The 24,584-nt window shown below is 70.2% G+C and carries 20 protein-coding genes and 1 pseudogene; 10 read left to right on the plus strand and 11 right to left on the minus strand.

Features of this window, described 5'->3' with window-relative positions:
* Positions 1–29 precede the first annotated feature (29 nt).
* Positions 30–1,619, plus strand: coding sequence for a DUF6884 domain-containing protein (locus ASF38_RS15155; RefSeq protein ID WP_156366943.1), 1,590 nt, complete (start codon positions 30–32; stop codon positions 1,617–1,619).
* Between the two features lie 99 nt (positions 1,620–1,718).
* On the plus strand, positions 1,719–1,895 hold the full coding sequence (locus ASF38_RS17675) for a hypothetical protein (RefSeq protein ID WP_156364778.1): 177 nt from the start codon (positions 1,719–1,721) through the stop codon (positions 1,893–1,895).
* Between the two features lie 79 nt (positions 1,896–1,974).
* Here ASF38_RS17675 and ASF38_RS15160 read toward each other — a convergent pair whose 3' ends face one another.
* Both ASF38_RS15160 and ASF38_RS18135 read right to left on the minus strand, forming a co-directional pair.
* Positions 1,975–2,181, minus strand: a complete 207-nt coding sequence (locus ASF38_RS15160; protein WP_055967782.1) for a cold-shock protein — start codon at positions 2,179–2,181, stop codon at positions 1,975–1,977.
* A 181-nt stretch (positions 2,182–2,362) separates the two neighbouring features.
* Positions 2,363–2,821, minus strand: a complete 459-nt coding sequence (locus ASF38_RS18135) for a CAP domain-containing protein (protein ID WP_055967785.1) — start codon at positions 2,819–2,821, stop codon at positions 2,363–2,365.
* A gap of 274 nt (positions 2,822–3,095) precedes the next feature.
* Here ASF38_RS18135 and ASF38_RS15170 point away from each other — a divergent pair, with 274 nt between their 5' ends.
* Complete coding sequence (locus tag ASF38_RS15170; RefSeq protein ID WP_056577096.1) at positions 3,096–5,489, plus strand: immune inhibitor A domain-containing protein; 2,394 nt, start codon at positions 3,096–3,098, stop codon at positions 5,487–5,489.
* A 113-nt stretch (positions 5,490–5,602) separates the two neighbouring features.
* Here ASF38_RS15170 and ASF38_RS15175 read toward each other — a convergent pair whose 3' ends face one another.
* From ASF38_RS15175 to ASF38_RS15200, 6 genes are read right to left on the minus strand one after another with little or no spacing between them, the layout of a single operon-like run.
* Positions 5,603–6,922 carry an MFS transporter gene (locus ASF38_RS15175; RefSeq protein WP_056577100.1) on the minus strand — a complete coding sequence of 440 codons (1,320 nt, stop codon included), beginning with the start codon at positions 6,920–6,922 and terminating at the stop codon, positions 5,603–5,605.
* Positions 6,906–7,340, minus strand: a complete 435-nt coding sequence (locus tag ASF38_RS15180) for a MarR family winged helix-turn-helix transcriptional regulator (protein WP_055967794.1) — start codon at positions 7,338–7,340, stop codon at positions 6,906–6,908. The genes ASF38_RS15175 and ASF38_RS15180 overlap by 17 nt, the downstream gene beginning before the upstream one ends.
* A 44-nt stretch (positions 7,341–7,384) precedes the next feature.
* Positions 7,385–8,623, minus strand: a complete 1,239-nt coding sequence (locus tag ASF38_RS15185) for an APC family permease (protein WP_235497758.1) — start codon at positions 8,621–8,623, stop codon at positions 7,385–7,387.
* Between the two features lie 3 nt (positions 8,624–8,626).
* Positions 8,627–9,424 carry an exodeoxyribonuclease III gene (locus tag ASF38_RS15190; protein WP_200914541.1) on the minus strand — a complete coding sequence of 266 codons (798 nt, stop codon included), beginning with the start codon at positions 9,422–9,424 and terminating at the stop codon, positions 8,627–8,629.
* 10 nt (positions 9,425–9,434) lie between these two features.
* Positions 9,435–11,609 (minus strand): S9 family peptidase, encoded by a 2,175-nt coding sequence (locus ASF38_RS15195; RefSeq protein ID WP_082480793.1) that lies wholly within the window; start codon positions 11,607–11,609, stop codon positions 9,435–9,437.
* Complete coding sequence (locus ASF38_RS15200; RefSeq protein ID WP_082480813.1) at positions 11,606–13,024, minus strand: DNA polymerase IV; 1,419 nt, start codon at positions 13,022–13,024, stop codon at positions 11,606–11,608. The genes ASF38_RS15195 and ASF38_RS15200 overlap by 4 nt, the downstream gene beginning before the upstream one ends.
* A 126-nt stretch (positions 13,025–13,150) precedes the next feature.
* Here ASF38_RS15200 and ASF38_RS15205 point away from each other — a divergent pair, with 126 nt between their 5' ends.
* The 3 genes from ASF38_RS15205 (at position 13,151) to ASF38_RS15215 (ending at position 17,305) form a co-directional block, all read left to right on the plus strand.
* Complete coding sequence (locus tag ASF38_RS15205) at positions 13,151–14,173, plus strand: DUF4192 domain-containing protein (protein WP_082480794.1); 1,023 nt, start codon at positions 13,151–13,153, stop codon at positions 14,171–14,173.
* 93 nt (positions 14,174–14,266) lie between these two features.
* Entirely contained in the window at positions 14,267–15,742 is a 1,476-nt protein-coding gene (locus tag ASF38_RS15210; RefSeq protein ID WP_055967803.1) for a hypothetical protein, read from the plus strand.
* A 216-nt stretch (positions 15,743–15,958) separates the two neighbouring features.
* Positions 15,959–17,305 (plus strand): RNA polymerase sigma factor, encoded by a 1,347-nt coding sequence (locus ASF38_RS15215; protein WP_082480795.1) that lies wholly within the window; start codon positions 15,959–15,961, stop codon positions 17,303–17,305.
* A 248-nt stretch (positions 17,306–17,553) separates the two neighbouring features.
* On the opposite strand, the gene ASF38_RS15220 is transcribed toward ASF38_RS15215, so the two are convergent.
* Positions 17,554–18,150, minus strand: coding sequence for a hypothetical protein (locus ASF38_RS15220; protein ID WP_156366944.1), 597 nt, complete (start codon positions 18,148–18,150; stop codon positions 17,554–17,556).
* A gap of 104 nt (positions 18,151–18,254) precedes the next feature.
* On the opposite strand from ASF38_RS15220, the gene ASF38_RS15225 reads away from it, so the two are divergent.
* Complete coding sequence (locus ASF38_RS15225) at positions 18,255–18,506, plus strand: hypothetical protein (protein WP_056577107.1); 252 nt, start codon at positions 18,255–18,257, stop codon at positions 18,504–18,506.
* Between the two features lie 213 nt (positions 18,507–18,719).
* On the opposite strand, the gene ASF38_RS15230 is transcribed toward ASF38_RS15225, so the two are convergent.
* Positions 18,720–18,917: a DUF6458 family protein gene (locus ASF38_RS15230; protein ID WP_056554445.1), complete on the minus strand. Its 198-nt coding sequence runs from the start codon at positions 18,915–18,917 to the stop codon at positions 18,720–18,722.
* A 252-nt stretch (positions 18,918–19,169) separates the two neighbouring features.
* On the opposite strand from ASF38_RS15230, the gene ASF38_RS15235 reads away from it, so the two are divergent.
* Entirely contained in the window at positions 19,170–20,657 is a 1,488-nt protein-coding gene (locus ASF38_RS15235; protein ID WP_156364780.1) for a phospholipase D-like domain-containing protein, read from the plus strand.
* A 78-nt stretch (positions 20,658–20,735) separates the two neighbouring features.
* On the opposite strand, the gene ASF38_RS15240 is transcribed toward ASF38_RS15235, so the two are convergent.
* On the minus strand, positions 20,736–20,966 hold the full coding sequence (locus ASF38_RS15240) for a hypothetical protein (protein ID WP_055967819.1): 231 nt from the start codon (positions 20,964–20,966) through the stop codon (positions 20,736–20,738).
* 267 nt (positions 20,967–21,233) lie between these two features.
* On the opposite strand from ASF38_RS15240, the gene ASF38_RS15245 reads away from it, so the two are divergent.
* Both ASF38_RS15245 and ASF38_RS19805 read left to right on the plus strand, forming a co-directional pair.
* Complete coding sequence (locus ASF38_RS15245) at positions 21,234–23,288, plus strand: type IIA DNA topoisomerase subunit B (protein WP_369815205.1); 2,055 nt, start codon at positions 21,234–21,236, stop codon at positions 23,286–23,288.
* A 649-nt stretch (positions 23,289–23,937) separates the two neighbouring features.
* A pseudogene (locus ASF38_RS19805) lies at positions 23,938–24,399 on the plus strand (tyrosine-type recombinase/integrase); the annotation flags it as partial.
* Between the last annotated feature and the right edge of the window lie 185 nt (positions 24,400–24,584).

Consider the following 24,584-nt stretch of genomic DNA (forward strand, 5'->3'; position numbering starts at 1 on the left):
GGCAGCTCATGTACGAGTGCGCTGCCGCCATGCCCGATCCCTTCCGCTACGAGGACGTCCATCGCTGGTTCGCTCGTACCTACCCCGAGATCGGGCAGGCGACGATCCGCGCGCACCTGGTCGGCCTGTGCGAGGGGGGACGGCCCAAGCAGGCGCAGTTCGCGAGCCGGGCGCCGATCTTCCGCCGCGTGTCCCGGGGCATGTACGAGGTGATCCCGGAGGGTGAGCGCAAGATCGACCCCGACCTGCCGGCCGACGGCGATCCGACGGGCGTGGCCCCGGGGCCGTCGGACGACACGTCGAGCGGGACGGACGATCCCGTGCACGACCGGTTCGTCGCCTCGGCCTTCGACGACGCGACCGTCGTGCGCGCCCCCCGCCCCGGGTCCGACGCGGAGCCTCCGGCCGACCGAGACACCGAGCCGGTCGGCCGAGCCGTCGGCTCGACCTTCGAGGACCTCATCGAGCGCTCAGGCCTGGCCGGTGAGCTGCAGGTGGTGCCCGACCCCACCGCCGAGTCGGCCGACGTGCTCCTGATCGCGAGCGACGGCGAGCGTGTCCTGGTGCCGGCGCCGTCACGCGAGATCTTCCGTTCCGAGGACTTCCAGTCCGCGCGTCTGCGGGCCCAGGCTCGCGGAGCGAGGTGGTACGTGCTGTCGGCCGAGCACGGGCTCCTGGACCCCGCGGAGTGGGTGTCGCCGGACTCACGGGCCCTCGGGGACCTGAGCCCGCAGTTCCGTCAGGTGTGGGCGGAGTGGGTGCTCGTCCGCCTCGAGTCGCTGGAGGGGGCGGTGGACGGACGACGGGTGCACGTCATCGCTCCGCACGCCTACGTCGGGCCCCTCGCGGCCGTGCTGCAGGACGCGGGCGCGGAGGTCAGCGTCGGTGGCCCGGAGCGCTCGGACGACCTGACCGCCGTCCGCGACCGTCCCCGCCCGCCGCTGGCGTCCCAGCCCGATCCGGTGCCGCAGCGAGCACGCGGCGGCTCCGACGCGATGCGTGTCCCCTCGACGACGGACGAGCCGGTTCGCGCGGAGCCGGTGCCGCTCGTGTCGGCAGCCGTCCCCGCCGACCAGGACGACCCACTGTTCGACGACGACGAGGTCTCCGTCGTCGTGCGGCACCTGGGCGACGGCGCCGGCGCCGTGGCGCCCGACCGCCTCGACGCCATCCAGGAGGTGCCGGGTCTCTTCGCCTGGCACGTCGACGCGGACGGGGCGCGGATGTTGAACCGCAGCCTCATGCTCCCGGTCGGTGCCGGCGTCCTGCACGTGGGACACGCGGGCGCGCTCGGGCGCTGGCCCGACGCGGTCCACAGCCTGCGGCACCTGGTCCAGGACGTCCAGCTGCAGGGGCGGTCGCGGAGCTCGATGTTCCGCGCCGGTCTGGCGATCGTCCTGAGCGAGCCCCTGGCGATGAGCTCGCTCGACGACCCGGCCCTCACCGACTGGATGCGTCGGCACCTGCGTGTGGTCACGTGGCCCACGGCCGAGCGCGACAGCATCCACGCCCTCGCGCACCGGGTGGTCGCCGCGCTCGAGCCGCCGCTCAACGTCGACCACCTGCGAGCGGGTGAGATGAGGCGCCGCCTCGCCGAGCTGCGCCGCCGGCACGGCTGAGTCAGTCGCGCGGGGTCCACGTCCGACCGTCGTCGAGCCGCCGAACACTACCTCTCGGTAGGGGTGCTGCTCGCGCAAACATGAGGATACCCTCATGAGATGGACGACACGATCTTCGACTACGAGACCACGGACGTCGCGGCCGGTCGCGCCCGCTTCCCGCGCCGACCCCTGCGCGCCACCACGGCCCACGACCGTCTCGACCTCGGCACGCGGGTGCGCCGCGACGCGACGGACTTCGCCTGCCACGCCTGGGACGAGTCCGGCCGACTCTGAGCACCGCCCCCGTCGAGGGGCCCCGGACGTGACACGGCCCCGCCGAGCCTTCGCTCGACGGGGCCGTGATGCGCCGTGATCAGTCCAGCGGGCGGATGTTGGCCGCCTGCAGACCCTTCTGGCCCTGCTCGACGTCGAACTCGACCTTCTGGTTCTCGTTGAGCGAGCGGTAGCCGCTCGTCTGGATCGCGCTGAAGTGTGCGAACACGTCCTCGCTGCCGTCGTCGGGGGCGATGAAGCCGAAGCCCTTGTCGGCGTTGAACCACTTGACCGTTCCTGTTGCCATTCTTCAACTACTCCTTCGGGTGCGTCCGCGACCGTCGCGGGCGCGTCGTCCGTCGTCTCACCCGCTGGGAGCAGCCCAGGGCACGAGGACCCCGAGGTGCCGGCACGGCCGGATCCAACGACAACGCATCCAGCCTAGGTCACGGAGCAGGGCGCGGCGAGGGTCCGTGTCGGCGCGTCGGTCAGCGGGGATTGCCGTACAGCGCGACGGCGTAGTAGCGATCGTCGGCGTCCCGATAGGCGCCGATGCCGACGTAGCGGTGCCCTGACCCGATCTGGTTGCGCTGGTGGCCGGAGGAGCGGACCCAGGCGTTGACGGTGGCGGTGCCGGTCGGGTAGTTGCGCGCCAGGTTCTCGCCGATGCCGTCGAGGTTGCAGCGCTTCATGATCGTCGTGAGCTGCGACGAGGGCCGGTGTTGGAGGCTCTTCTTCTGGGTGGCCAGGTACTTCGCCCACGAGTTGGCGTAGGTGTCGAGGCAGGTCTGGAGCTTCAGGGCGACCCGGCCGTTGTCGGCGCGCACGGCGTTGGTGCGGTCGAGGACCTGCTTCTGGTAGGTCGGTGACCCGATGTACGCGTGGGCCGCGACGGTGGTGACGGCGAGCAGGACGGCCGTGAGGCCGCCCACGAGCAACGTGCGCATGCAAGGTTCCTGTCGGTCATGCCCCTGGAGACGGCGCGTCCGGCCGCACCCGCGCCACTCTGCCAGGTCCTTCGGACGCGTGTGCCCCTGTCTCACGGAGTGGCCCGAAAGAACTAGTTCGTTAGTACTAGGCGTCTCGAAAGTCAAGACTGCCGTTGCTCTCAGCAACCGCTTAGGTTGGTCGGCATCGTGCCTCGCCCGACCCATCCGGTCGGCGGGGCCTGTGGGCGGTCGATCGACTGCCCTCACCACACCATGTCCTAGGGGGGACCACGTGAAGCGTGTCACGTCAGGCATTCTGGGCCTCGGACTCGCGGCATCGCTCGGACTCACGTTCGCGGCGCCGACGAATGCGGCCCAAGCACCACCGACGGGGGGAGCGGACCGGATCCAGAAGGATCACGACCTGCCCAACCCCATCGAGGACAAGCGCCGCGAGCTGCGTGAGCAGGCCGTCAAGGCCGTGATCAACGGCGACGCCGAGCCCGTGGAGAAGAACGGCAGCACGGTCGTCAAGGTCGGCAAGGCCGCCAGCCCGGCCGACGCGGCCGCCATGAGGAACAAGAAGGCCTCGGCCAGGACCAAGGCGAAGGCGGCGAAGGGCAAGCAGAAGGACCAGTACGTCGAGCTCTCCCAGGAGCGCGCCGACAAGGTCTTCGTCATCCTCGCCGAGTTCGGCGACGAGCGTCACCCCGACTACCCCGACGGCGACACGGACCCGGACACCGCTGGTCCGGAGAAGTTCGACGGCCCCCTGCACAACCAGATCGAGGAGCCGGACCGCACGAAGGACAACTCGTCGGTCTGGCAGGAGGACTACGACCGCAAGCACTACCAGGACCTCTACTTCAAGACCGGGAAGAACGTCGAGTCGGTCAAGACGTACTACGAGAAGCAGTCCTCGGGTCGCTACACGGTCGACGGGACCGTCTCGGACTGGGTGAAGGTGAAGTACAACACCGCTCGCTACGGTCGCGACGACGCCTCGACGTGGAACCTCATCCAGGACGCGACGACCCAGTGGGTCGCCGACCAGAAGAAGGCCGGCAAGACCTCCGCGCAGATCAAGAAGCAGCTGGCGCAGTACGACGTCTACGACCGCTACGACTTCGACGGCGACGGCGACTTCAACGAGCCCGACGGCTACATCGACCACTTCCAGATCGTGCACGCGGGTGCAGGCGAGGAGGACGGCGACTCCACGCACGGCGAGGACGCGATCTGGTCGCACCGTTGGTACGCGTTCCTCACCGACCAGGGCGTCACCGGCCCGTCGCAGAACCAGCTCGGTGGAACCCAGATCGCCGACACCGGCCTCTGGATCGGTGACTACACCGTCCAGCCCGAGAACGGCGGGCTCTCGGTCTTCGTCCACGAGTACGGCCACGACCTGGGCCTGCCGGACGCCTACAGCACGGCCGGCGGCGACAACAGCAACGAGTTCTGGACGCTCATGGCTCAGTCCCGGCTCAACGCCAAGGGTGAGGCCCTCGGCGAGCGTGCCGGTGACCTCGGTGCGTGGGAGAAGCTGCAGCTCGGCTGGCTCGACCACGAGGTGATCGCCACCAAGGAGAAGCGCACGCTGGAGCTCGGGCCGCAGGAGTACAACTCGGCGAAGCCTCAGGGTGCCGTGGTGGTCCTGCCCAAGAAGGAGGTCACGCGCGAGCTCGGCGCACCGGCCTCGGGCTCGAAGCAGTTCTACTCCGGTTCCGGCGACGACCTGGCGAACGCGATGAGCACGGAGGTCTCCATCCCCGCCGGCAGCAGCAGTGCCGCGCTGAAGGCGAAGGTGCGCTACGAGATCGAGGAGGGCTACGACTACGCCTACGTGCAGGCCTCCACCGACGGTGGCTCCACCTGGACGGCTCTCGACGGCACCATCGGCGGGGCCCCGATCGGGGACGACACCTCCGGACGTCCCGGGATCGACGGGAAGCAGGAGAGCTGGGCCGACCTCGTCGTCCCGCTCGACGCCTACGTCGGCAAGACCGTGCAGCTGCGCGTGTTCTACAAGACGGACGGCGGCCTGGCGCTGCCCGGCCTGTTCGTCGACGACGTGTCGGTCACGGCCGGTGGCACCGAGCTGCTGAGCGACGACGCCGAGGACGGCGGCGAGGCCTGGACGTTCGACGGCTTCTCGATCGTGGGCGCCTCCACGACCGACGAGTACGACAACTACTACGTCATGGGCCACCGATCGTACGTCTCGTACGACCGGTACCTCAAGACGGGGCCGTACAACTTCGGCTTCGCCACGACGAAGCCCGACTGGGTGGAGCACTACGCCTACCAGACGGGTCTGCTGATCTCGTACTGGGACACGTCGCAGGCCGACAACAACACCATCACCCACCCGGGTGAGGGGCGGAACCTGCCGATCGACGCGCGACCGCGCCCGATCACCGACATGTCCACCGGCAAGCCGTGGCGCGCCCGCGTCCAGGTCTACGACGCGCCGTTCTCGACGCGCAAGGCCGACTCCATGACCCTGCACACGAACGGCAAGCCCAGCTACATCCGTGGCCAGGCGGCGGCACCGCTGTTCGACGACACCAAGAAGTACTTCTACGAGGAGGCTCCGCAGCACGGCGTCAAGCTGCCGGCTGCTGGTGTCAAGGTGCGGGTGCTGTCCGAGAAGGGCACGTCCATGAAGGTCCGGTTCAACTGACGCGGCGCGTCAGCTGAGAGGTCGGAGCTTCCCCTGATCGGAAGGGGCGCGTACCAGGGGGGTGCGCGCCCCTTCCTCATGTCCGCAGGCGGTTGGGTCCTGCCTCCCGGGGATCACCTGGACCGCAGGACATCGTCCACGGCGCCGGGCGCTCCGCCGAACTCGTCGGCGACCTCTCCGGCGACCTCCTCGGGGTCGCCGGCCGGGTGGCCGTCCTCGTCGAGTCCGGCGTCGGCGTCGCGCAGGGCACGATGCGCGGTGGAGAGGACCAGGGCCGCGGCGAGCACGGCCACGGCGGCCACTGCGAACGGCACGTGCACCGAGGTGGCCGCGACGAGTCGGCCTGCGGCGAAGGGAGCGAGACCGCCGCCGATGAAGCGGACGAAGCCGTAGGCGGCGGAGGCCACCGGCCGCTCGACCGGCGAGATCGTCATGACGGCCTGCGTCATCAGGGTGTTGTTGATGCCGATGAAGATGCCCGCCGCCACCACGCAGCCGACCATGAGTCTCTGGTCGGTGGGGTCGACCGCCATCAGGGCCAGGTCGACCGCGAACAGCGTGAACGCCACGTAGAGCGAGACGGACGTGCCGAGGTGACGCTGCAGCCACGGCGCCCCGACCACCGAGAAGAAGGCCACCAGCACGCCCCAGGCGAAGAACACCCATCCGAGCTGGGTGATCGAGAGTGCCATCGGGAAGGGGGCGTACCCGAGCATCGTGAAGAAGCCCCAGTTGTAGAGCAGGGCCGCGACGCTCATCGTGGCCAGCCCGCGGTGACGCAACGCCCTCAGCGGGGCCGATAGAGGTGTCGTGTGGTCGGGCCTGGGGGTGGAGGGCAGGAGCACGACGGTCGCGACGAGGGCGATCGACATGAGGACGGCCACGCCGTAGAACGGACCGCGCCAGCTGATGTTGCCGAGCGTCCCGCCGACGAGGGGGCCCGCGGCGATGCCGAGACCGAGCGCCGCCTCGTACAGGATGATCGCGCCGGCGAACCCACCCCGGGCACTCGAGACGATCGCGGCGAGCGACGTCGCGATGAAGAGCGCGTTGCCCAGGCCCCAACCGGCGCGGAAGGCGACGATGCCCTCGATGCTGCCGCTGGACCCCGCGAGGGCGGCGAACACGACGATGATGGCCAGGCCGACGACGAGCGTCCGCTTGGCGCCGAAGCGGCTCGACACGGCGTTCGTGACGAGCATGGCGACGGCGGTCACGACGAGGTAGCTGGTGAACAGGAGCGTCACCTGGCTCTCCGTGGCGTCGAGCTGCTCCTTGAGCGCGGGCAGGATGGGGTCCACCAGGCCGATCCCCATGAAGGAGATCACGCAGGCGAAGGCGACGGCGTACACCGCCTTCGGCTGGCCGAGCAGGCTCGATCGGGCTCCGTCGTGTCCGCTGGTGTCGGTGGTGCGGTCAGTGGGGCTGTTCATGGTCCTCCTGGGTGAGCTCGACGATCGCGTCGACGGCGGCATCGAGCGCCGCGAGCTGGTCGGGTGGGAGACGGGCGACCCGGGCGGCGACGATCGCGTCCTGCTGTCGACGGCGCTCCGCCAGGGCGTCACGCCCGGCGTCGGTGACCGCCACGAGCGTCGCTCGGCGGTCGCTGGGGTCGGACGTGCGGCTGACGAGGCCCGAGGCCTCGAGACGCTGGACGAGCCCGGTCATCGCCGGCTGGCCGACGGCCTCGAGCCGGGTCAGGTCCGAGATGCGGGACGGTCCGCGCCGTTCGAGCGCGGAGAGCGTCCCGGCGGCCGTGCGGCTGAGGCGGTGGGAGGCGGTCTCGCGGGAGACCACCGAGACCAGCTCGCGCAGGGCCTGGGCCAGTCGCGGGACATCCGGTTGCATCATGCAACCAAATGTATCAGGACCTGATATTCATCGCTGGTGGGAGGTCATCGCCGCGTCACGCGTCCGGCGAGCAGGCCGACGAGCACCACAGCGAGGGTCCACAGGACCCCGGCGAGCGGCAGGGCCAGCACCAGCAGCAGGCACCCTGCGGCCCCGAGCCGCGCCAGCATCCGCAGGGCTGCGCGGCGTCGACGGCCGGGCGCTCCGGCCGGGAGCCCGTGACCGTCCAGGGTGAGGGCCGAGGCGTTGGTGAGCGCGTAGTAGACGAGCACGCACCCGCTCGAGGCGGCGACGGCCTCGACCGCACCGACGAACGGCAGCGCCGCCACGACGACGAGGCTCACCGCGACCTGGGCCGAGGCAGGGACGCCACGGGAGGACTCGCGCGCCAGACGCGCCGGTAGGTGGCGGTCGCGGGACATCGCGAGCACGGTCCGACTGACCCCGCCCAGCAGGGAGAGCAGGGCCCCGCCCGCGGCCACCACGGCGGTCGCGGCCACGACGGTGGAGAGCGCAGGATGGCCGAGCGTGTCGACGGCGTCGGCGAGGGCACGGTCGCTCGCGGAGGCGACGTCGGCGGGCAGCGTGCGCGAGACGGCCAGGGCGACGAGCAGGTAGAGCGCCGTGACCAGGACGAACGAGACCGCCACGGCGCGCGGGATGGTGCGCTCGGGGTCGCGGACCTCCTCGCCGAGGGTGGCCAGCCGGGCGTAGCCGGCGAAGGCGAAGAACAGCAGGGCGGCGGCCTGGACCACGTCGAGCCCGTCGGTGGGCGGGGCCGGCGCGACGACGGCGCCTCGTTCGAGGAGCAGCAGGACCAAGCCGCCGACCACGATCACGACCAGCGCCGCCGAGGCGGTCAGCGCGTCGGCGGACCGCCGGGCGCCGGCGAGGTCGACGAGCGTGAGGATCACGACGGCGAGGATCGCCGCCGACGTGGCGTGACCGGGCCAGAGGTGCGCGCCGACCGCCAGAGCCATGGCCGCGCACGAGGCGGTCTTGCCGACCACGAAGACCCAGCCGGCCAGGTGCCCCCAGGTGGGGCCGAGGCACTCACGGGCGAACACGTAGGTGCCGCCGGCGGCGGGCATGCGCCGAGCCAACCTGGCCGACGCGGTGGCGTTGAGCCCGGCCACCATCGCCGCGAGCAGCACGGCCGGCACGGCGGCGTCGCCCGCGCGCCCCACGACGGGTCCGACGGCCACGAAGATGCCGGCGCCCAGCATGGAGCCGGCACCGAGGCCGGTCGCCCGGACAGGGCCGAGGACCCGCGCCAGCGCCACGGCTCAGACGTCGTAGTCGACGACGAGCGGCGCGTGGTCGGAGAACCGCTCCGCGTAGGTGGGGGCCCGGTCGACCCGGGCGGCGACCGCGGTGGCGGCCAGCTCGGGCGTGGCCAGCTGGTAGTCGATGCGCCAGCCGGTGTCGTTGTCGAAGGCCTGGCCCCGCCACGACCACCAGGTGTACGGGCCGTCCACGTCGCCGGCGTGGGCGCGCGCCACGTCGACCCACCCGAGGTCGTCACGGACGCGGTCCAGGTAGGCGCGCTCCTCGGGCAGGAAGCCGGCCTTCTTGAGGTTGCCGCGCCAGTTCTTGATGTCCCGCTCCGTGTGCCCGACGTTGAAGTCGCCCGTCACGACCGCGTGGTCGGCGTGCTCGCGCAGCTCGGCGAGGCGCACCAGCAGCTGGTCGAGGAAGCGGTACTTGTCGTCCTGGCTCGGGGTGCCCACGCCACCGGAGTGCACGTAGGCCGAGACCACGGTGAGCAGGCTGCCGTCGTCGAGGACCACGTCGGACTCGATCCAGCGTCCGGCGTCGTCGAAGGACGGGTCGCCGTGCCCCACGCGGTGCGCCTTCGGCTCGGTGCGGCTGAGCACGGCCACGCCGGCGCGGCCCTTCGCGGCAGCCTCGGCGTGCACGACGTGGAAGCCGCTGTCGGCCATCAGGTCGTGGACGAGGGCGTCGGGCGCGCGGACCTCCTGCAGCGTGACGACGTCGGCCTCGACGGCGTCGAGCCAGGGACCCATGCCCCGGCGGAGAGCGGCACGGATGCCGTTGACGTTGACGGTGGCGATGCGGAGCACGCGAGCCACCCTACGAGTGGCCTCCGACGTCGGCGGAAGCCGGTGGAGTGCCGGTGCCGACGGGTGCGGTGGGCTCGTGCGGGGCGTCGACGGCGTCGATGATCCAGGCCAGCTCCCACGCACGCTCGTGCCACGCGGCGTAGCGTCCGCTCACCCCGCCGTGACCGGCGTGCATCTCGGTCTTGAGCAGGGGCGGCGTGCTGCCGGTGGAGAGCTCGCGCAGCCGCGCCACCCACTTGGCCGGCTCGACGTAGAGCACGCGGGTGTCGTTGAGGCTCGTGACCGCGAGGACCGGGGGATAGTCGGCGGCGCGCACGTTCTCGTAGGGCGAGTAGGACTTCATGTACGCGTACACGTCGGGGTCGTGCAGGGGATTGCCCCACTCGTCCCACTCGATCACGGTCAGCGGCAGGCTGGGGTCGAGGATGGTGGTGAGGGCGTCGACGAACGGCACCTCCGCGACGACCGCACCGAACGCGTCGGGTGCGAGGTTGAGCGCGGCGCCGACGAGCAGGCCACCGGCGCTGCCTCCTTCGGCCACGAGACGCTCGGCGCTGGTCCACCCCTCGGACACGAGGTGGCGCGCCGCGGCGACGAAGTCGGAGAACGTGTTCTTCTTGTGCACCAGCTTGCCCTGGTCGTACCAGGCGCGGCCGAGCTCGCCGCCCCCGCGCACGTGCGCGATGGCGAAGACGAAGCCACGGTCGAGCAGCGACAGACGAGGGATCGACAGCCCCGGATCCATGCTGATCTCGTACGAGCCGTAGCCGTAGAGGAGGGCGGGCGCCGACCCGTCGCGAGGGGTGTCGGCCCGGGCCACGAGCGAGATCGGCACGCGCGTGCCGTCGTCGGCGACGGCCCAGGTGCGGTGCTGCACGTAGTCGGCCGGGTCGTAGCCCCCGAGGACGGTCTGCTGCTTGCGGACCACGAGCTCCCCGGTGTCGACCACGTAGTCGAGCACCGTGCTGGGGGTGACCAACGAGCCCATGCCCAACCGGATCACGGGCTGGTCCCACTCGGCGTTCCCGCCGACGCCGGCGGTGAACAGCTCCTCGCCGAAGTCGATCTCGGTGAGCTCCCCGACGCCGTCGGCACCGAGGGGGGCGACCGCCACGCGCGTCATGGCGGCGCGTCGGTAGGAGAGCACGAGGGTCTTCGCGAACACGTCGACCGCCTCGAGCCGGGTCCCCGGCGTGTGGGGGACGACCACGTCGGGCCGGCTCGTCGGGGCGTCGACGGGCACGGAGCCCAGCTCGAAGTCCTCGGCGTCGTCGTTGTGCAGCACGAGGAAGACGTCGTGGTCGCCCAGCACCGCGTGCTCGAGGGAGTACTCGACGCCGTCGCGGCGGGGGATCACCACGCGGAACTCGCCCGTGGGGTCGTCGGCCTCGAGCACGAGCACCTCGCTCGTGATCTTCGACGAGGCACCGATGACCAGGTAGCGCTCGGACTGCGTGCGTCCGACGCCGGTGAAGAACCGCTCGTCGGTCTCCTCGTGCACGAGCACGTCGGAGGCGTCGGTGCCGAGCCGGTGCCGCCACACCCGGTGGGGGCGCCACGCGTCGTCCACGGTCGTGTAGAAGAGGTGGCTCCCGTCGGCCGACCAGGTGACCCCGCCGCTCGTCCCGGGGATCTCGTCGGGCAGGACCTCACCGGTGCGCAGGTCCTTGACGCGGATCGTGTAGCGCTCGTCGCCGACCACGTCGACCGACCACGCGAGGAGGTTCTCGTCGTCGCTGAGCGAGAACCCGCCGAGGGAGAAGAACTCGTGCCCCTCCGCCTCGACGTTGGAGTCGAGCAGGACCTCCTCGCCCGGGACGGGGACCCCGGGGTCCAGGACCGGCGGGTCCCAGTCGTCGGGGGACTCCACCCGGGTGCGGCAGCGGATCGCGTACTGGCTGCCCTCGGAGGTGCGTGAGTAGTACCACCACTGACCGTGCCGCACGGGCACCGAGAGGTCGGTCTCGAGGGTGCGGGTGCGGATCTCCTCGAACAGCCGCGCGCGCAGGTCGGCGAGGTGGGCCGTGCGAGCCTCGGCGTAGTCGTTCTCGGCCTCGAGGTGCGCGATCGTGCGCGGATCGTCCTTGTCGCGCAACCACTCGTAGTCGTCCTCGACGGAGTCGCCGTGGTGGCTGCGGGTGATCGGGTGCTTCGCGGCGACCGGGGGATGGGACGAGGAGGTCATGCGGTGACGCTATCGCCCGGTTCCACGGGAGGCACGGAGACGTGGTCGGGCAGGTCCGCCGCGACCTCCGCGTCCGCGAGCTCGTCGGGGCGACGCGGGCGGGTCGGCCCCTCGTGCCCGGGGGAGAGGTCGGGATCGTCGGCCGCGAAGGTGTGCACCGGCCCCGGTCCGGTGAGCCGGGTCTCGAACCGGACGGTGACCCGGCCCAGCCCGCCACCCCAGACCCATCCGTCGCCGTGGGTGCGGTGGTGGACGTCGTTGCCGGGGCTCCAGCTGACCGGTGGAGGCGGCGCGACGTCGGCGGCGTCGGGCTGCTCGGAGGGAGGGAGGTCGATCGGCTCGTCCTCCTCGAAGAGGTCGTCCTGCACCCAGTCGGCGAGGCCACTGATGCCGACGCCGACGAGCCGCAGCCCGCCGGAGAGGTCGGTGCTGGCGAGCAGTGCCAGTGCGCTGCGGGCCAGCAGGCCGGGGGAGTCGGTGGGCCCGGGAAGCGTCGTGGACCGGGTGTGGGTCTCGAAGTCGTGGTAGCGGATCTTGAGGGTGACGGTGCGCCCCGACAGGTGTCCGCGGCGGAGGCGGTCGGCCACGCGACGGGCCATCGTCTCGACGACACGTTCCAGCCGGGCGCGATCGGTGACGTCGTCGGGGAAGGTGTCCTCCACGCTGATCGACTTGGCCTCCCGCTCGGCCACCACGGGGCGGTCGTCGTCGGCCCACGAGAGTCGTGCGAGCGAGCGCCCCGAGGCCGAGCCGAGCAGACGGACCAGCTCGTCCTCGTCGCGCGACCGGAGCTCGTCGACCGTGGAGACGCCGGTGCGCCGCAGCCGCTCGGCGGTGGCCGGTCCGACGCCGGGGATGGCGGTGACCTGCATGGGTCCCAGCAGCTCCAGCTCGGTCCCCGGCGCCACGACGAAGAGGCCGTCGGGCTTGCGGATCTCGCTCGCGATCTTGGCCATCAGCTTCGAGGAGGCGACGCCCACCGAGGCGGTGAGCCCGTGCGTGAGGTCCTCGATGTCGGCCCGGAGCGCCTCGACCCGGGCGAGCAGGGCGTCGGGGTCGGGGTCGTGGTCGGGCCCGGCGGCGAGGTCGACGAAGGCCTCGTCGAGCGACAGCGGCTCGACGAGGGGCGACTCCTGCCGTAGGCGGGCCATGACGAGGGCGCTCGCCTCGCGGTAGGCGTCGAAGCGGCCGCTGAGGAAGGCTGCGTGCGGACAGCGCGACCGGGCCTCGGCCATGCGCATCGCCGACCGCACGCCGTGCACGCGCGCCTCGTAGGAGGCGGTCGAGACGACGCCCCGGTGCCCGATGCCGCCCACGATGACCGGCTTGCCGCGCAGCGACGGCTTGTCGCGCTGCTCCACCGAGGCGAAGAACGCGTCGAGGTCGAGGTGGAGCACCGAGGCCGTGGACCGCATCGGCCCATTGTGCGTGCCTTCGCCGACGGTCCGCGCGTCCACAGCCCGCGGCCCCGCCGGCGGCGGCTGTCCACAGGTCCGCCGCAGGCTCTGTCGGGCCGCGCGACGGAGCGTGAGTGTGGAGACATGACGACTGCACCCGTGTTCACGGCCCACGACGTGGGCGACCTGTTCAACCTGCTGCCGACCGTGTTCGGCTTCATGCCCGAGGAGTCGATCTGCGCGATCGCCACGTCCGGGCCACGCGAGCGGTTCGGCTTCCGCATGCGCGTCGACCTGCCCCACGACGCGGAGCACGTCCCCCAGCTGGCCCGCTTCGTGGCGGGCCACCTGCGCAACAACGGTGCCGAGGGCGCCATCGTGCTCGTCGTCTCGGGTCGACGCGAGGCCGCCGGCGAGGCGGCGTGGGCGGTCGAGCGGGCTCTCGGGACGGTTCGCCCCGTCGTCACGGCCTGGACCGACACGCAGCGGTACTGGACGACCTTCGACGACGATCCGAGGGAGGGGACCCCTCTGGAGCTGAGCGACCACCACCCGGGTGTCGTCAGTGCCGTCTTCGCGGGTCAGGAGATCCTTCCGGACCGGGCCACGCTGGAGCGGCGGTGGCTTCCCGCCGACGGGCCGCGGTGCGGTTGGCTGGCCTCGCAGGTGCTGGAGGTGGAACGCGACATCGTCCGGCAGTCGTGGACGCGCTCCGGGGCGCAGGTCGGCGACGCCGGCATCGACGAGGTCCTCCAGGTCGTCGGCCTCCTCGAGGACGGTGCGCGACCCGACGACCTGGCCCTCCTGCGCTCCTGCGTCTGGCTCACCCACCACGCGGTGCGCGACCGGCTCTGGCCGCTGTACTCCCGGGACGAGGCGGAACGGGTCCTGCCGGCGTGGCGTGAGCTCGCGCGCCAGGCGCCGTCGGCGTACGCCGCGGTGCCGTACACGGTGGCCGCCTACCTCGCCTACCTGGTGGGCGACGGCGCCCAGGCCATGATGGGCCTCGAGCACGCGCGCGCCGCCGGCCCCTGCTTCGACATGGCCGAGAGCCTCCAGCGCGCCCTCGTCGCGGGCCTGCACCCGGACCGGTTGCACCACCTGGTGAGCGGTGCGGCCCTGGCCGAGCTGGCCGAGACGACACGTCCGCGGCCCGACGCGACCTGACCGTCGACCTCGCGACACCGGGACGGACATGTCCGCCTGGAGCGGCGTGCGTTCGGTGAGGCGCGCGACCTCCGCGACCCCTAGGGTTGCCCCATGGGGCAGGACGTCGACGACAGGTCCTTCACGCGCGAGGACCGGACCCGCTATCGGGCGAAGGTCCGTCGATGTCTCGACGTCTTCGCGCGCATGCTCTCCGAGCGAGACTTCTCGGTGGGGGAGCCGCAGATCGGTGTGGAGATCGAGTTCAACCTCGTCGACGAGGTGGGCGATCCCGCGATGAAGAACGCCGAGGCGCTCGAGGCGATCGCCGACGAGGCGTTCCAGACCGAGCTCGGGCTGTTCAACATCGAGATCAACGTCCCGCCGCAGCCGGCGAGCGGCGCGGGCTTCCGGACGCTGGAGGACACGGTCCGCCGTGACCTCAACGAGGCGCAGTCGAAGGCGGAGCGGGCGGGGGCGGGGCTGCTGATGGTGGGCGTGCTGCCCACGTTGCGCGAGCAGCACCTCGGCGCCGACTCGCTCTCGCCCAACCCGCGCTACCACCTGTTGTCGGACCAGATCCTGTCGGCGCGCGGCGAGGACATCGAGATCGTCATCGACGGTGTCGACCGGCTCGCCACGACGGCCGACACGATCATCCCCGAGGCCGCGTGCACGAGCACCCAGCTGCACCTGCAGGTCGAGCCCGACGAGTTCGCGGCGACCTGGAACGCAGCCCAGGCCGTTGCCGGGGTCCAGGTCGCGGTGGGCGCCAACTCGCCGTTCCTGCTCGGCCGACAGCTGTGGCACGAGACGCGCATCCCGCTCTTCGAGCAGGCCACCGACACCCGCAGCGAGGAGCTCAAGACCCAGGGGGTCCGCCCCCGGGTGTTCTTCGGGGAGCGCTGGATCACGTCGGTCTTCGACCTGTTCGAGGAGAACGTGCGCTTCTTCCCGGCGCTGCTGCCGATCGTGGAGGACGAGGACCCGCTCGCGGAGCTCGAGGCGGGGCGCGTGCCGTCGCTCGCCGAGCTGCGACTGCACAACGGCACCGTCTACCGCTGGAACCGGCCGATCTACGACGTGGCCGACGGACGTCCGCACCTGAGGGTCGAGAACCGGCTGCTGCCGGCCGGGCCGACCGTGGTCGACACCCTCGCGAACGCGGCCCTCTTCTACGGCCTGGTGCACGTGATGCGCCAGAGCGAGCGCCCGGTCTGGTCGCAGCTGTCGTTCAAGGCCGCCGAGGACAACTTCCACCAGGCGGCCCGGGTCGGCATCGAGACGGACCAGTACTGGCCGTCGGTCGGCACCGTGTCGGCGCGCGAGCTGGTGCTGCGCCACCTGCTCCCCCTGGCCCACGAGGGCCTCGCGCAGATGGGCGTCGACGAGCCGGTGGCCGGACGCCTGCTCGACGTCATCGAGCAGCGCTGCATCCGAGGCGTCAACGGGGCGACCTGGCTCATCGGCAGCTTCGAGCGCGAGCTCACGCGCGGCGGTGATCGGGTGAAGGCGCTGCAGGCCGTCACGCGGCGCTACGCCGAGCTCATGCACGCGAACGAGCCGGTCCACAGCTGGCCGACGGACTGAGTCCGGAGGGGTCGGGCGCCGGCATCCGTGGGGCGTGCGCCCCCGTCGGTGGGGGCTTGGGCGTGCGTGGCAGACTGGACCACGCAGAGGTTGACCGCAGGCCTCTTTGTTGCGCCCTCATACCGGTCAAGGAGGAGGTTTGTTCGTGAGTTCCGTGCCCGGAGCGCGACCCCGTGTCGCACGTTCGGCCGCGCGAGTGGACTCGCCGAGCAGGTCTTGCCCCACGACCCGGCGCGAGCAGTACCGCCCAGCCCACCCGCGAGATCAGAAGAGCCCGTGACGAAGACTTCCAAGAAGCCCGCAGCCTCCTCGACCGCGAAGAAGGCTCCCGCCAAGAAGGCCCCGGCCAGCAAGGCCGCGCCCTCCACGCAGGCGAAGAAGGCGCCCGCCAAGAAGGCTCCGGCCAAGAAGACCGCCGCCAAGAAGACGGCCGAGAAGCCGGTCGACATCGCCGAGGTCCTCGAGGTGCCCGCCGCAGGCGAGGCCGCCAAGGTCGACGCCCAGGGCAAGAAGATCCTGCCGGACATCCCCGACGAGGAGTTCGTCAAGGATCTCAAGAACGACCCGACGCTGAAGGAGGACGAGGAGTCCAGCTTCACGCTGTCGGCGGCCGACGAGTCCGACGAGCCCGTCCAGCAGGTCATGGTCGCCGGCGCCACGGCCGACCCGGTCAAGGACTACCTCAAGCAGATCGGCAAGGTCTCGCTGCTCACCGCCGGTGAGGAGGTCGAGCTCGCCAAGCGCATCGAGGCCGGCCTGTTCGCCGAGGAGAAGCTCGCCAAGGGCGGTCGCATCTCCGAGAAGGTCCGTGAGGAGCTCGACTGGATCGTCGTCGACGGTCGCCGGGCCAAGAACCACCTGCTCGAGGCCAACCTGCGCCTCGTGGTCTCGCTGGCCAAGCGCTACACCGGCCGCGGCATGCTCTTCCTCGACCTGATCCAGGAGGGCAACCTCGGTCTCATCCGTGCGGTCGAGAAGTTCGACTACACCAAGGGCTTCAAGTTCTCGACCTACGCCACCTGGTGGATCCGTCAGGCCATCACGCGCGCCATGGCCGACCAGGCCCGCACCATCCGCATCCCGGTGCACATGGTCGAGGTCATCAACAAGCTGGCTCGCGTGCAGCGTCAGATGCTCCAGGACCTGGGCCGCGAGCCCACCCCGGAGGAGCTGGCGCTCGAGCTGGACATGACACCCGAGAAGGTCGTCGAGGTCCAGAAGTACGGTCGCGAGCCCATCAGCCTCCACACGCCCCTCGGCGAGGACGGCGACAGCGAGTTCGGCGACCTCATCGAGGACTCCGAGGCCATCGTCCCGGCCGACGCCGTGTCGTTCACGCTCCTGCAGGAGCAGCTGCACGCCGTCCTCGACACGCTCAGCGAGCGCGAGTCCGGCGTGGTCTCCATGCGCTTCGGCCTGACAGACGGCCAGCCGAAGACGCTCGACGAGATCGGCAAGGTCTACGGCGTCACGCGTGAGCGCATCCGCCAGATCGAGTCCAAGACGATGAGCAAGCTGCGCCACCCGTCCCGCTCGCAGGTCCTGCGCGACTACCTCGACTGAGTCGTGCCGCCCACGCGCTCGGATCTGACTGGAATCCCAGGAAGAATCGGAACGCGTGGGCGACGCGCCGGCACCGCGCGGCGCTCCTGGTCCAGATCAGTTCGAAGGCGGCGCCGAGACGGGCCCGGCCTACCGGGTCCACCGGCCTCGTCGCCGAGCGTGTGGCCATCGCGCCACACGGTGCGTGGGCGGGCAGCCTGTCGGCGGACTTCAGAGGGGCACCGCCAACCCTCCGCATCCCAGGCGCGTCAACCCTCGGCGTCGCAGGCGCGGCGTGCCTCCGACTCGAGCTGGTCGGTCGTGATCGCTCGAAGCGTCGCCGTGTCGGGCGACGGGTCAGCCATCACGTAGACGACACCCGGGCGCAGCTTCCCGGACCACCCCGGCGTGAGCCACACGGACATGGTCAACCGATCGTCACTCGACAGATCGATGAGGTAGCCGGCCCCGTCCTCGAGGTCGAGATCGGGCTGAGGGCCCCACTCGCCTCCTGGCTCACCGAGCCTGATGGTCACCAACCCTGTCACGGGGCCGTCGTGGGTCGACAGGGCCTGGACCGGGTTCTCCTCCTCGTCGTCGAGTCCTTCGCGGTCGGAGACCACGCTCAACGTGTCGACGTCCGGTGCGCAGACGTACGAGACGATCTCGACCTCGTCGTCGGCCGTGAGGCGAACCCCGGTGATCCCGGCAGGCGGTGGGATGTAGCCGACGAGATTCCCGCATCCGGAGGAAGCAGCGGACACCGCCAACGCCAGGCCTGCCGCGAAAGTGGCTCTCACTGACGAATCGTCCCATGGCATCGAGCGACACGGCTCTTCCCGAGGTGTTTTCGACGTCGAGATCACCGAGGCCGGATCGTGACCATCTGTCCCCCCGCGACTCGTCGCGGGGGATGGTGCTTGTGGATGCGCCGCAGCGCTCGCCGTCCAGGCGTCGATACGCTTCGAGCGTGTCGGGAGCTTCCGAGAGCGCGGTGCGGCGATCGCTCCTGCGTGCGGAGATCTCGATTCCGCGTCTGTGGACCTACGCCCTCGTCCTGTACGTCCTGGCACTGATCGGCTGGGGACTCCTGCATCTCGCCGGGGTCGACACCCGCGGGTTCGACGGCCACCTCATCGGCGCCACGTTGATCGTGTGCATGGTCCTCGCAGCGACAAGGCTGTTGGTGCAGTTCCTCCTCGGCCTGACGGACCGCACGTGATCCTCGAGCCGAGCGAGGTCGGGCAGCTCCGGACGTCGTCAGCGGAGCTCACGTTCCGCCGGGCGCGCCGGCGCCTCGCGTCCGACTGATCTCACCTGCGAGACCGCACAGTCGGACGGCTCCCACCCGGGTCCAGACATGACGACGGGCCGGGACGATCTCGAGGATCGTCCCGGCCCGTGTCGTGGTGCGTCGCGAGTGCCGATGCGCGGCTCAGCGCGGCGGGGGGACTTCCCCGCGACGGTCGCGGCTGCGGCCGCTCAGGATCAGGGACACGATGAGACCCAGTGCCCCGACGGCGATGAGGATGTAGCCGACCATGGTGAGGTCGACCCCGTTGACGGCGTCCTGGACGGCGAACGCCAGGATGGCGCCTGCTGCCAGCAGGAAGAGCGAGCTGCCGATCTGCATGATGTCTCCTCGGTTCGACGTCGACCGTGGTGGCCGACTTCGCCGAGCGTGGCACGGACCGCCCCGGCCCGCACCTCGGCGCGCAGGACCTGGAAAGACGTCTTGCCCAGACGCGGGGTGACTCTGAGTTAGACTGTCGCGACCCACACGTCGATCTCGGGAGACACAGCGGTGCGTAGCTACGACCGAACGGGCCGACTCGTGCGTCGACTGGGGGTTGGCCTGCTCGGCTCGGCCGTCCTGGTCGGTGTCTTGAGCGCAGCCCCCACCTCCGCGGTGGAGACCCCCTCGCCCTCGCCGACCGCGGACGCGGCCGAGCCCACCAACGTCACGCCCGACCCGACCCCGGCACCCACCTCTGGCGACGTCAGCCCCCAGGCGGCGGAGACCACGGCCGCGCAGAGCCGCCCGTACGGCCCGGACTACGAGGTCAAGGTCGAGCCGAACTTCTCCCGGCCCAACGGCAGCTACATGAAGGCCAGCGACTACACGCTGCTCAACGACCTCGAGCGGCTGATCCGCGGCTCCTACGAGGACCCGAACACCGGCAAGCTGCGCTCGTCGGCCGTCCGCAGCGCCAACTACGTCTACATCTCGGTCTCGCGCATGGAGAACTCCAAGCGCGTCGGACGCGAGCTCATCAAGGCCGCGAAGGCCGGCGTCGACGTCTACATGATCCACGGCAAGGCCTCGCAGTCCAAGGAGTCGCGCGCGCTGCAGAAGAGCCTGACGTCGCTCAAGCACGGCCACTTCAAGATCTGCGCGAAGGGCAAGAGCCTCGCCTGTCTGTCCACTCTCAACGGCGCCATCATGCACTCGAAGGTGCTGCTGGTCGCCAACACCTTCGACCGCGACAAGAAGCAGGCATGGGGCGCCTCCTGGTCCGGTTCGGCCAACCTCGGCGGGCCGAGCGGTGAGTACACCTTCAACAACGGGTGGACCACCTACAACGACAAGAAGATCTTCCTGCAGATGCGCGAGTTCTTCCAGGACATGTGGGCCGAGCGCAACATCGGCAAGACCTACAACTACGACTACCCGCGCTACATCGCCAAGAACTCGTCGCGGTACGGCTACAGCGGCGCCACGAGCGACGGCTACCGCACGGCGTTCGCGGTCAACGGGATGTTCTACTCCGAGCTCTCGAACACCACCTACTACCCGACGCCGATCTCGGCGTCGCCGGCCAACGGCCGCGACCCCGTGATCAACCTGCTCAACCGGGTCGTCCCCGACTCCACGTGCAAGATCCGCCTGCAGCACAACCGCTTCAAGTACCGCCGCATCGCGGTGGCGCAGAAGCTGACGCGGCTCACCGAGCGCGGTTGCCTCGTCGAGGCGATCTCGTTCCGCGACGAGATCAAGGCCAACCGGACGGCGCACTGCCAGCAGTACATCCGCATCTGCAAGCCGATCCTCGACGTGTTCCGCACCTCGGTCACGCGCATCCCGGCCGCCTACGCCAAGCCCCACGACAAGACGATGCTCGTGGAGGCGAAGCTGAAGTCGAACCCGTGGAACAAGGAGGAGCTGCTCCCCAACGGCGAGAACTTCTCCAAGTACCCGGACGGCACCTTCGTGCGCGTCGTCCAGGCCGGGTCCGCCGCCCTCACCGGGTCCAACCTCGTGGTGAGCGACGAGATCACGACCGAGACGACCGACCCGTCGGTCTACAAGGAGTACCTCGAGCACTGGTACGCCATCTGGCGCAGCTCCGGCGCTCGGAACTGGTCGTACTGACCGGCGCCCTCGTGGCACCACGAGAAGGGCCCCTCACCGCTCAGCGGTGAGGGGCCCTTCTCGTACGTTCGTGTTCGGTCAGACCTCGGGGTTCGAGGCCGCGGTGGGCTCGGATCCGAGGCGGCCGGTCTCGTCGTGGATCGACACGGCGACCTCACGCAGCTTGTCCTCGTGCTCACGGGCGTGGTGCGCGCAGAAGAGCAGCTCGGCACCGCCGGCCAGCTCGACGCGGACGTACGCCTGCGCACCGCAACGGTCACAGCGGTCGGTCGCGTTCAGACCGGGAAGCTCGGCGACTGCAGCCATCATGTTCTCTCTTCCTCAGCGTCGTCGTTCAGCGGGTACGTCTGACTCAACATCCAACCACGGGCTGTTGTTCCGCGCCGGAGTTGGTGACATACGACATAGATACTGCCGACCGTCGCCAAACCTGCGGAGGTGGGTCGGCGCGCCGCGTGTCAGACCGGTCACCGGGGACCTTCTGACTAGGCTGGCGAGGGGGTCGGCGATCGCCTGCACGCACGGTGTCCGACGCCGTCCGACCCGACGCGAAACCACCCGGTGGAGGCCACTGAGTTGTCGACCTACGACGCACGCAACCTGCTCGTCCTCGAAGGACTCGAGGCGGTCCGCAAGCGCCCCGGCATGTACATCGGCTCCACGGACACCCGTGGTCTCATGCACTGCCTGTGGGAGATCATCGACAACTCCGTCGACGAGGCGCTGGACGGCCACTGCGACCGCATCGACGTGGTGCTCCACGCCGACGGCTCGGTCGAGGTGCGCGACAACGGCCGCGGCGTCCCGGTGGACATCGAGCCCAAGACCGGGCTCACCGGCGTCGAGGTCGTGTACACGAAGCTCCACGCCGGCGGAAAGTTCGGCGGCGGCTCCTACAACGCCACCGGCGGCCTGCACGGCGTCGGCGCGTCGGTCGTCAACGCGCTGTCCTCCCGCCTCGACGTGCAGGTCGACAAGTCCGGTGCGACGTGGTCGATGTCGTTCCGGCGGGGTGAGCCGGGCGTCTTCGCCGGCGACGGACCCACCGCGGACTTCACCACCGACAACACCCTGCACAAGGGCGGCCGGGTCAAGAAGACGGTCACCGGCACGCGGGTGCGCTACTGGGCCGACCCGCAGATCTTCATCAGGACCGCCACGTTCTCCTACGAGGAGCTCGTCACCCGCGCGCGGCAGACGTCGTTCCTCGTGCCAGGACTCGAGATCGTCATCCGCGACGAGCGCGGCGACGAGCCGGTCGAGGAGTCGTTCAAGCACGACGGCGGCATCACCGAGTACTGCGACTTCCTCGCCGCCGACGAGCCGGTGAGCGAGGTGCTGCGCCTGCAGGGCCACGGCGCCTTCACCGAGACCGTCCCGGTGCTCGACTCCAAGGGCCACATGACGCCCCAGGAGGTCGAGCGCGACCTCGGCGTCGACGTGGCGCTGCGCTGGGGCACCGGGTACGAGACCCAGGTCCGGTCCTTCGTCAACATCATCGCCACGCCCAAGGGCGGCACCCACGTCCAGGGCTTCGAGCGCGGCCTCACCAAGACCTTCAACGACACGCTGCGCACCACCCGGCTGCTCAAGTCCGGCGACGTCGACGTCATCAAGGACGACGTCCTCGAGGGCATGACCGCCGTGGTCACGGTGCGCCTCGCCGAGCCCCAGTTCGAGGGCCAGACGAAGGAGGTGCTCGGCACCCCGGCCGTCACCAAGATCGTCAACCAGGTCGTCTCGCGCGAGCTCAAGGCGTTCCTGACGTCCACCAAGACGGCGCAGAAGGCCAAGGCGCGCCTCGTCATGGAGAAGGTCGTCGCCGCGTCGCGCACCCGGCTCATGGCCCGCCAGCAGCGCGACAACCAGCGCCGCAAGAACGCCCTGGAGTCCAGCGCCCTGCCCGCCAAGCTGGCCGACTGCCGCGCCGCTGACGCCGACCGCACGGAGCTGTTCATCGTCGAGGGCGACTCCGCGCTCGGCACCGCGAAGTCCGCGCGCGACTCGGAGTTCCAGGCGCTGCTGCCCATCCGCGGCAAGATCCTGAACGTCCAGAAGGCCAGCGTCGGCGACATGCTCAAGAACCTGGAGTGCTCGTCGATCATCCAGGTCGTCGGCGCCGGCTCGGGCCGCACCTTCGACCTGGACCAGACGCGGTACGGCCGGATCATCTTCATGGCCGACGCCGACTCCGACGGCGCCCACATCCGGTGCCTGCTGGCCACGCTGTTCTTCCGGTACATGCGCCCACTGGTGGAGGAGGGCCGCGTGTACACGGCCGTGCCACCCCTGCACCGCATCGAGCTGGTCAACCCCAAGAAGGGGCAGGAGAAGTACCAGTACACCTACTCCGATGCCGAGCTGCAGCGCACCCTGGCCGACCTCAAGCGCCGCAACGTGCGCTGGAAGGACCCCATCCAGCGCTACAAGGGCCTGGGCGAGATGGACGCCGACCAGCTGGCCGAGACCACGATGGACCCCCGCCACCGCACGCTGCGCCGGCTCACGGTCGACGACGCCGAGCGCGCCGCCGGTGTGTTCGAGCTGCTGATGGGCAACGAGGTCGCTCCGCGCAAGGAGTTCATCGTGCAGAGCGCCTACGAGGTCGACTCCGACCTGATCGACGCGTAGCACTTTCCCGAACTCAAAGTTCGCCCTTCTCGGACCCGAAGTTCGCCCCCGAAATTGGCCTTCTGACCTGCGCTTTCGCCCTTGAGAGCACGATTGAATCTCGTGCGGGACAGGCTGTCGAGATCTCGTTTTCGTTTGGACAAGATGTTGCGAACGAGTCGAGTAGCCGGTGGTTGGCATGACTGTGCATCCCCACTCCGAAGTGGTTGCGATGGTCGACGACGCGGCCCGATCCGCAGGCTTGTCAGGCGGAGCTGAAGTGGCGTTCCGTGCGATCGCGGCAACCGTCGCCGACCGATACTCGTCCCGGTACGCGGAGGACTCGATGGCCGCTTGGCGAGCATGGGAGCTATTCGCCGACCATCACGACGTTGATCCCTTCTGTCCGCGACCGGCCGACCTTGTCGCGTTTGTACACGCGCGGGCAATCCTGGGCATCAGCTACATGTACCTGTTGGCGACACTCGCGGCGGTCGACAAGGCGTTGGTCGCCGACGGCACTCGACGGGGAGGAGTTCAACCTCCTGCCCCGGCTCAGGCTGAGACGGTCGTCGCGCCTGCGCGACGGTTTCTGAATGACCTGTGGAGCGACGGCGTGTTCGCCCCTGCGCAGAACGCGCCCGCGATGACGCTTGGCGAGATTACGGCGATGGCGGCGCATGCTCCGTCGCCGCTGGCCCGGTTGTTGGTCGTTGGGGGTTACCGCGGTGCGCTCAGGCCGGGCGAGTGGCTGCGACTCCGCTACCCTCAAGATGTTGGTTTTACCAACGAAGAAGTGACGTTCCACCTTCAGCGCAGCAAGTCGGGACGTGGACGGGTAGTCCGCGTGTCGATCAAGACGTCAGACAGGCAATTGAATCTGGCCACGGCTCTCGCGGACTACGTCCAAGTACGAGGCGAAGCCCCAGGGATGCTTGTGCTGGTCGACGGTCAGCCGACGGGGTGGGACCACATCAGGTATCAACTGCGTCTGGCCGCGGCCGCTGCCGGCGTCGAAGCGTTTGCGCCGTACTCGCTTCGCCGATCGTGGGCAGTCCATGCCAACCTGTCGGGCGCCTCGGTGGCAGACATCCGGCGGCATCTCGGACAGAGCCCGACCGGACAGGTTTTCCGTCGATACATCGAGCCGCTTTTGAGTGTCCAAGCCGCCCAAGGGGTCAACCCTTGGACGAGACCGCGGCCCGGCGCACCCGCAGCATCATCATGTTCCTCGGTCCGCTCATGCACCGCGTCGAGCAGTTCGAGCTGCCCTACGCCGGCGGCTGCGACCTCGGCACGCGCACCGTCGAGCCCCAC

Origin of the sequence: Aeromicrobium sp. Leaf272, from assembly GCF_001422865.1 — a bacterium.
GTDB lineage: Bacteria > Actinomycetota > Actinomycetes > Propionibacteriales > Nocardioidaceae > Aeromicrobium.

Coding starts and splice junctions, on each gene's coding strand:
- ASF38_RS15155 (WP_156366943.1), top strand. CDS start 30: ATGCCCGATCCCTTCCGCTACGAGGACGTCCATCGCTGGTTCGCTCGT.
- ASF38_RS17675 (WP_156364778.1), top strand. CDS start 1,719: ATGGACGACACGATCTTCGACTACGAGACCACGGACGTCGCGGCCGGT.
- ASF38_RS15160 (WP_055967782.1), bottom strand. CDS start 2,181: ATGGCAACAGGAACGGTCAAGTGGTTCAACGCCGACAAGGGCTTCGGC.
- ASF38_RS18135 (WP_055967785.1), bottom strand. CDS start 2,821: ATGCGCACGTTGCTCGTGGGCGGCCTCACGGCCGTCCTGCTCGCCGTC.
- ASF38_RS15175 (WP_056577100.1), bottom strand. CDS start 6,922: ATGAACAGCCCCACTGACCGCACCACCGACACCAGCGGACACGACGGA.
- ASF38_RS15180 (WP_055967794.1), bottom strand. CDS start 7,340: ATGATGCAACCGGATGTCCCGCGACTGGCCCAGGCCCTGCGCGAGCTG.
- ASF38_RS15195 (WP_082480793.1), bottom strand. CDS start 11,609: ATGACCTCCTCGTCCCATCCCCCGGTCGCCGCGAAGCACCCGATCACC.
- ASF38_RS15200 (WP_082480813.1), bottom strand. CDS start 13,024: ATGCGGTCCACGGCCTCGGTGCTCCACCTCGACCTCGACGCGTTCTTC.
- ASF38_RS15205 (WP_082480794.1), top strand. CDS start 13,151: ATGACGACTGCACCCGTGTTCACGGCCCACGACGTGGGCGACCTGTTC.
- ASF38_RS15210 (WP_055967803.1), top strand. CDS start 14,267: ATGGGGCAGGACGTCGACGACAGGTCCTTCACGCGCGAGGACCGGACC.
- ASF38_RS15230 (WP_056554445.1), bottom strand. CDS start 18,917: ATGCAGATCGGCAGCTCGCTCTTCCTGCTGGCAGCAGGCGCCATCCTG.
- ASF38_RS15240 (WP_055967819.1), bottom strand. CDS start 20,966: ATGATGGCTGCAGTCGCCGAGCTTCCCGGTCTGAACGCGACCGACCGC.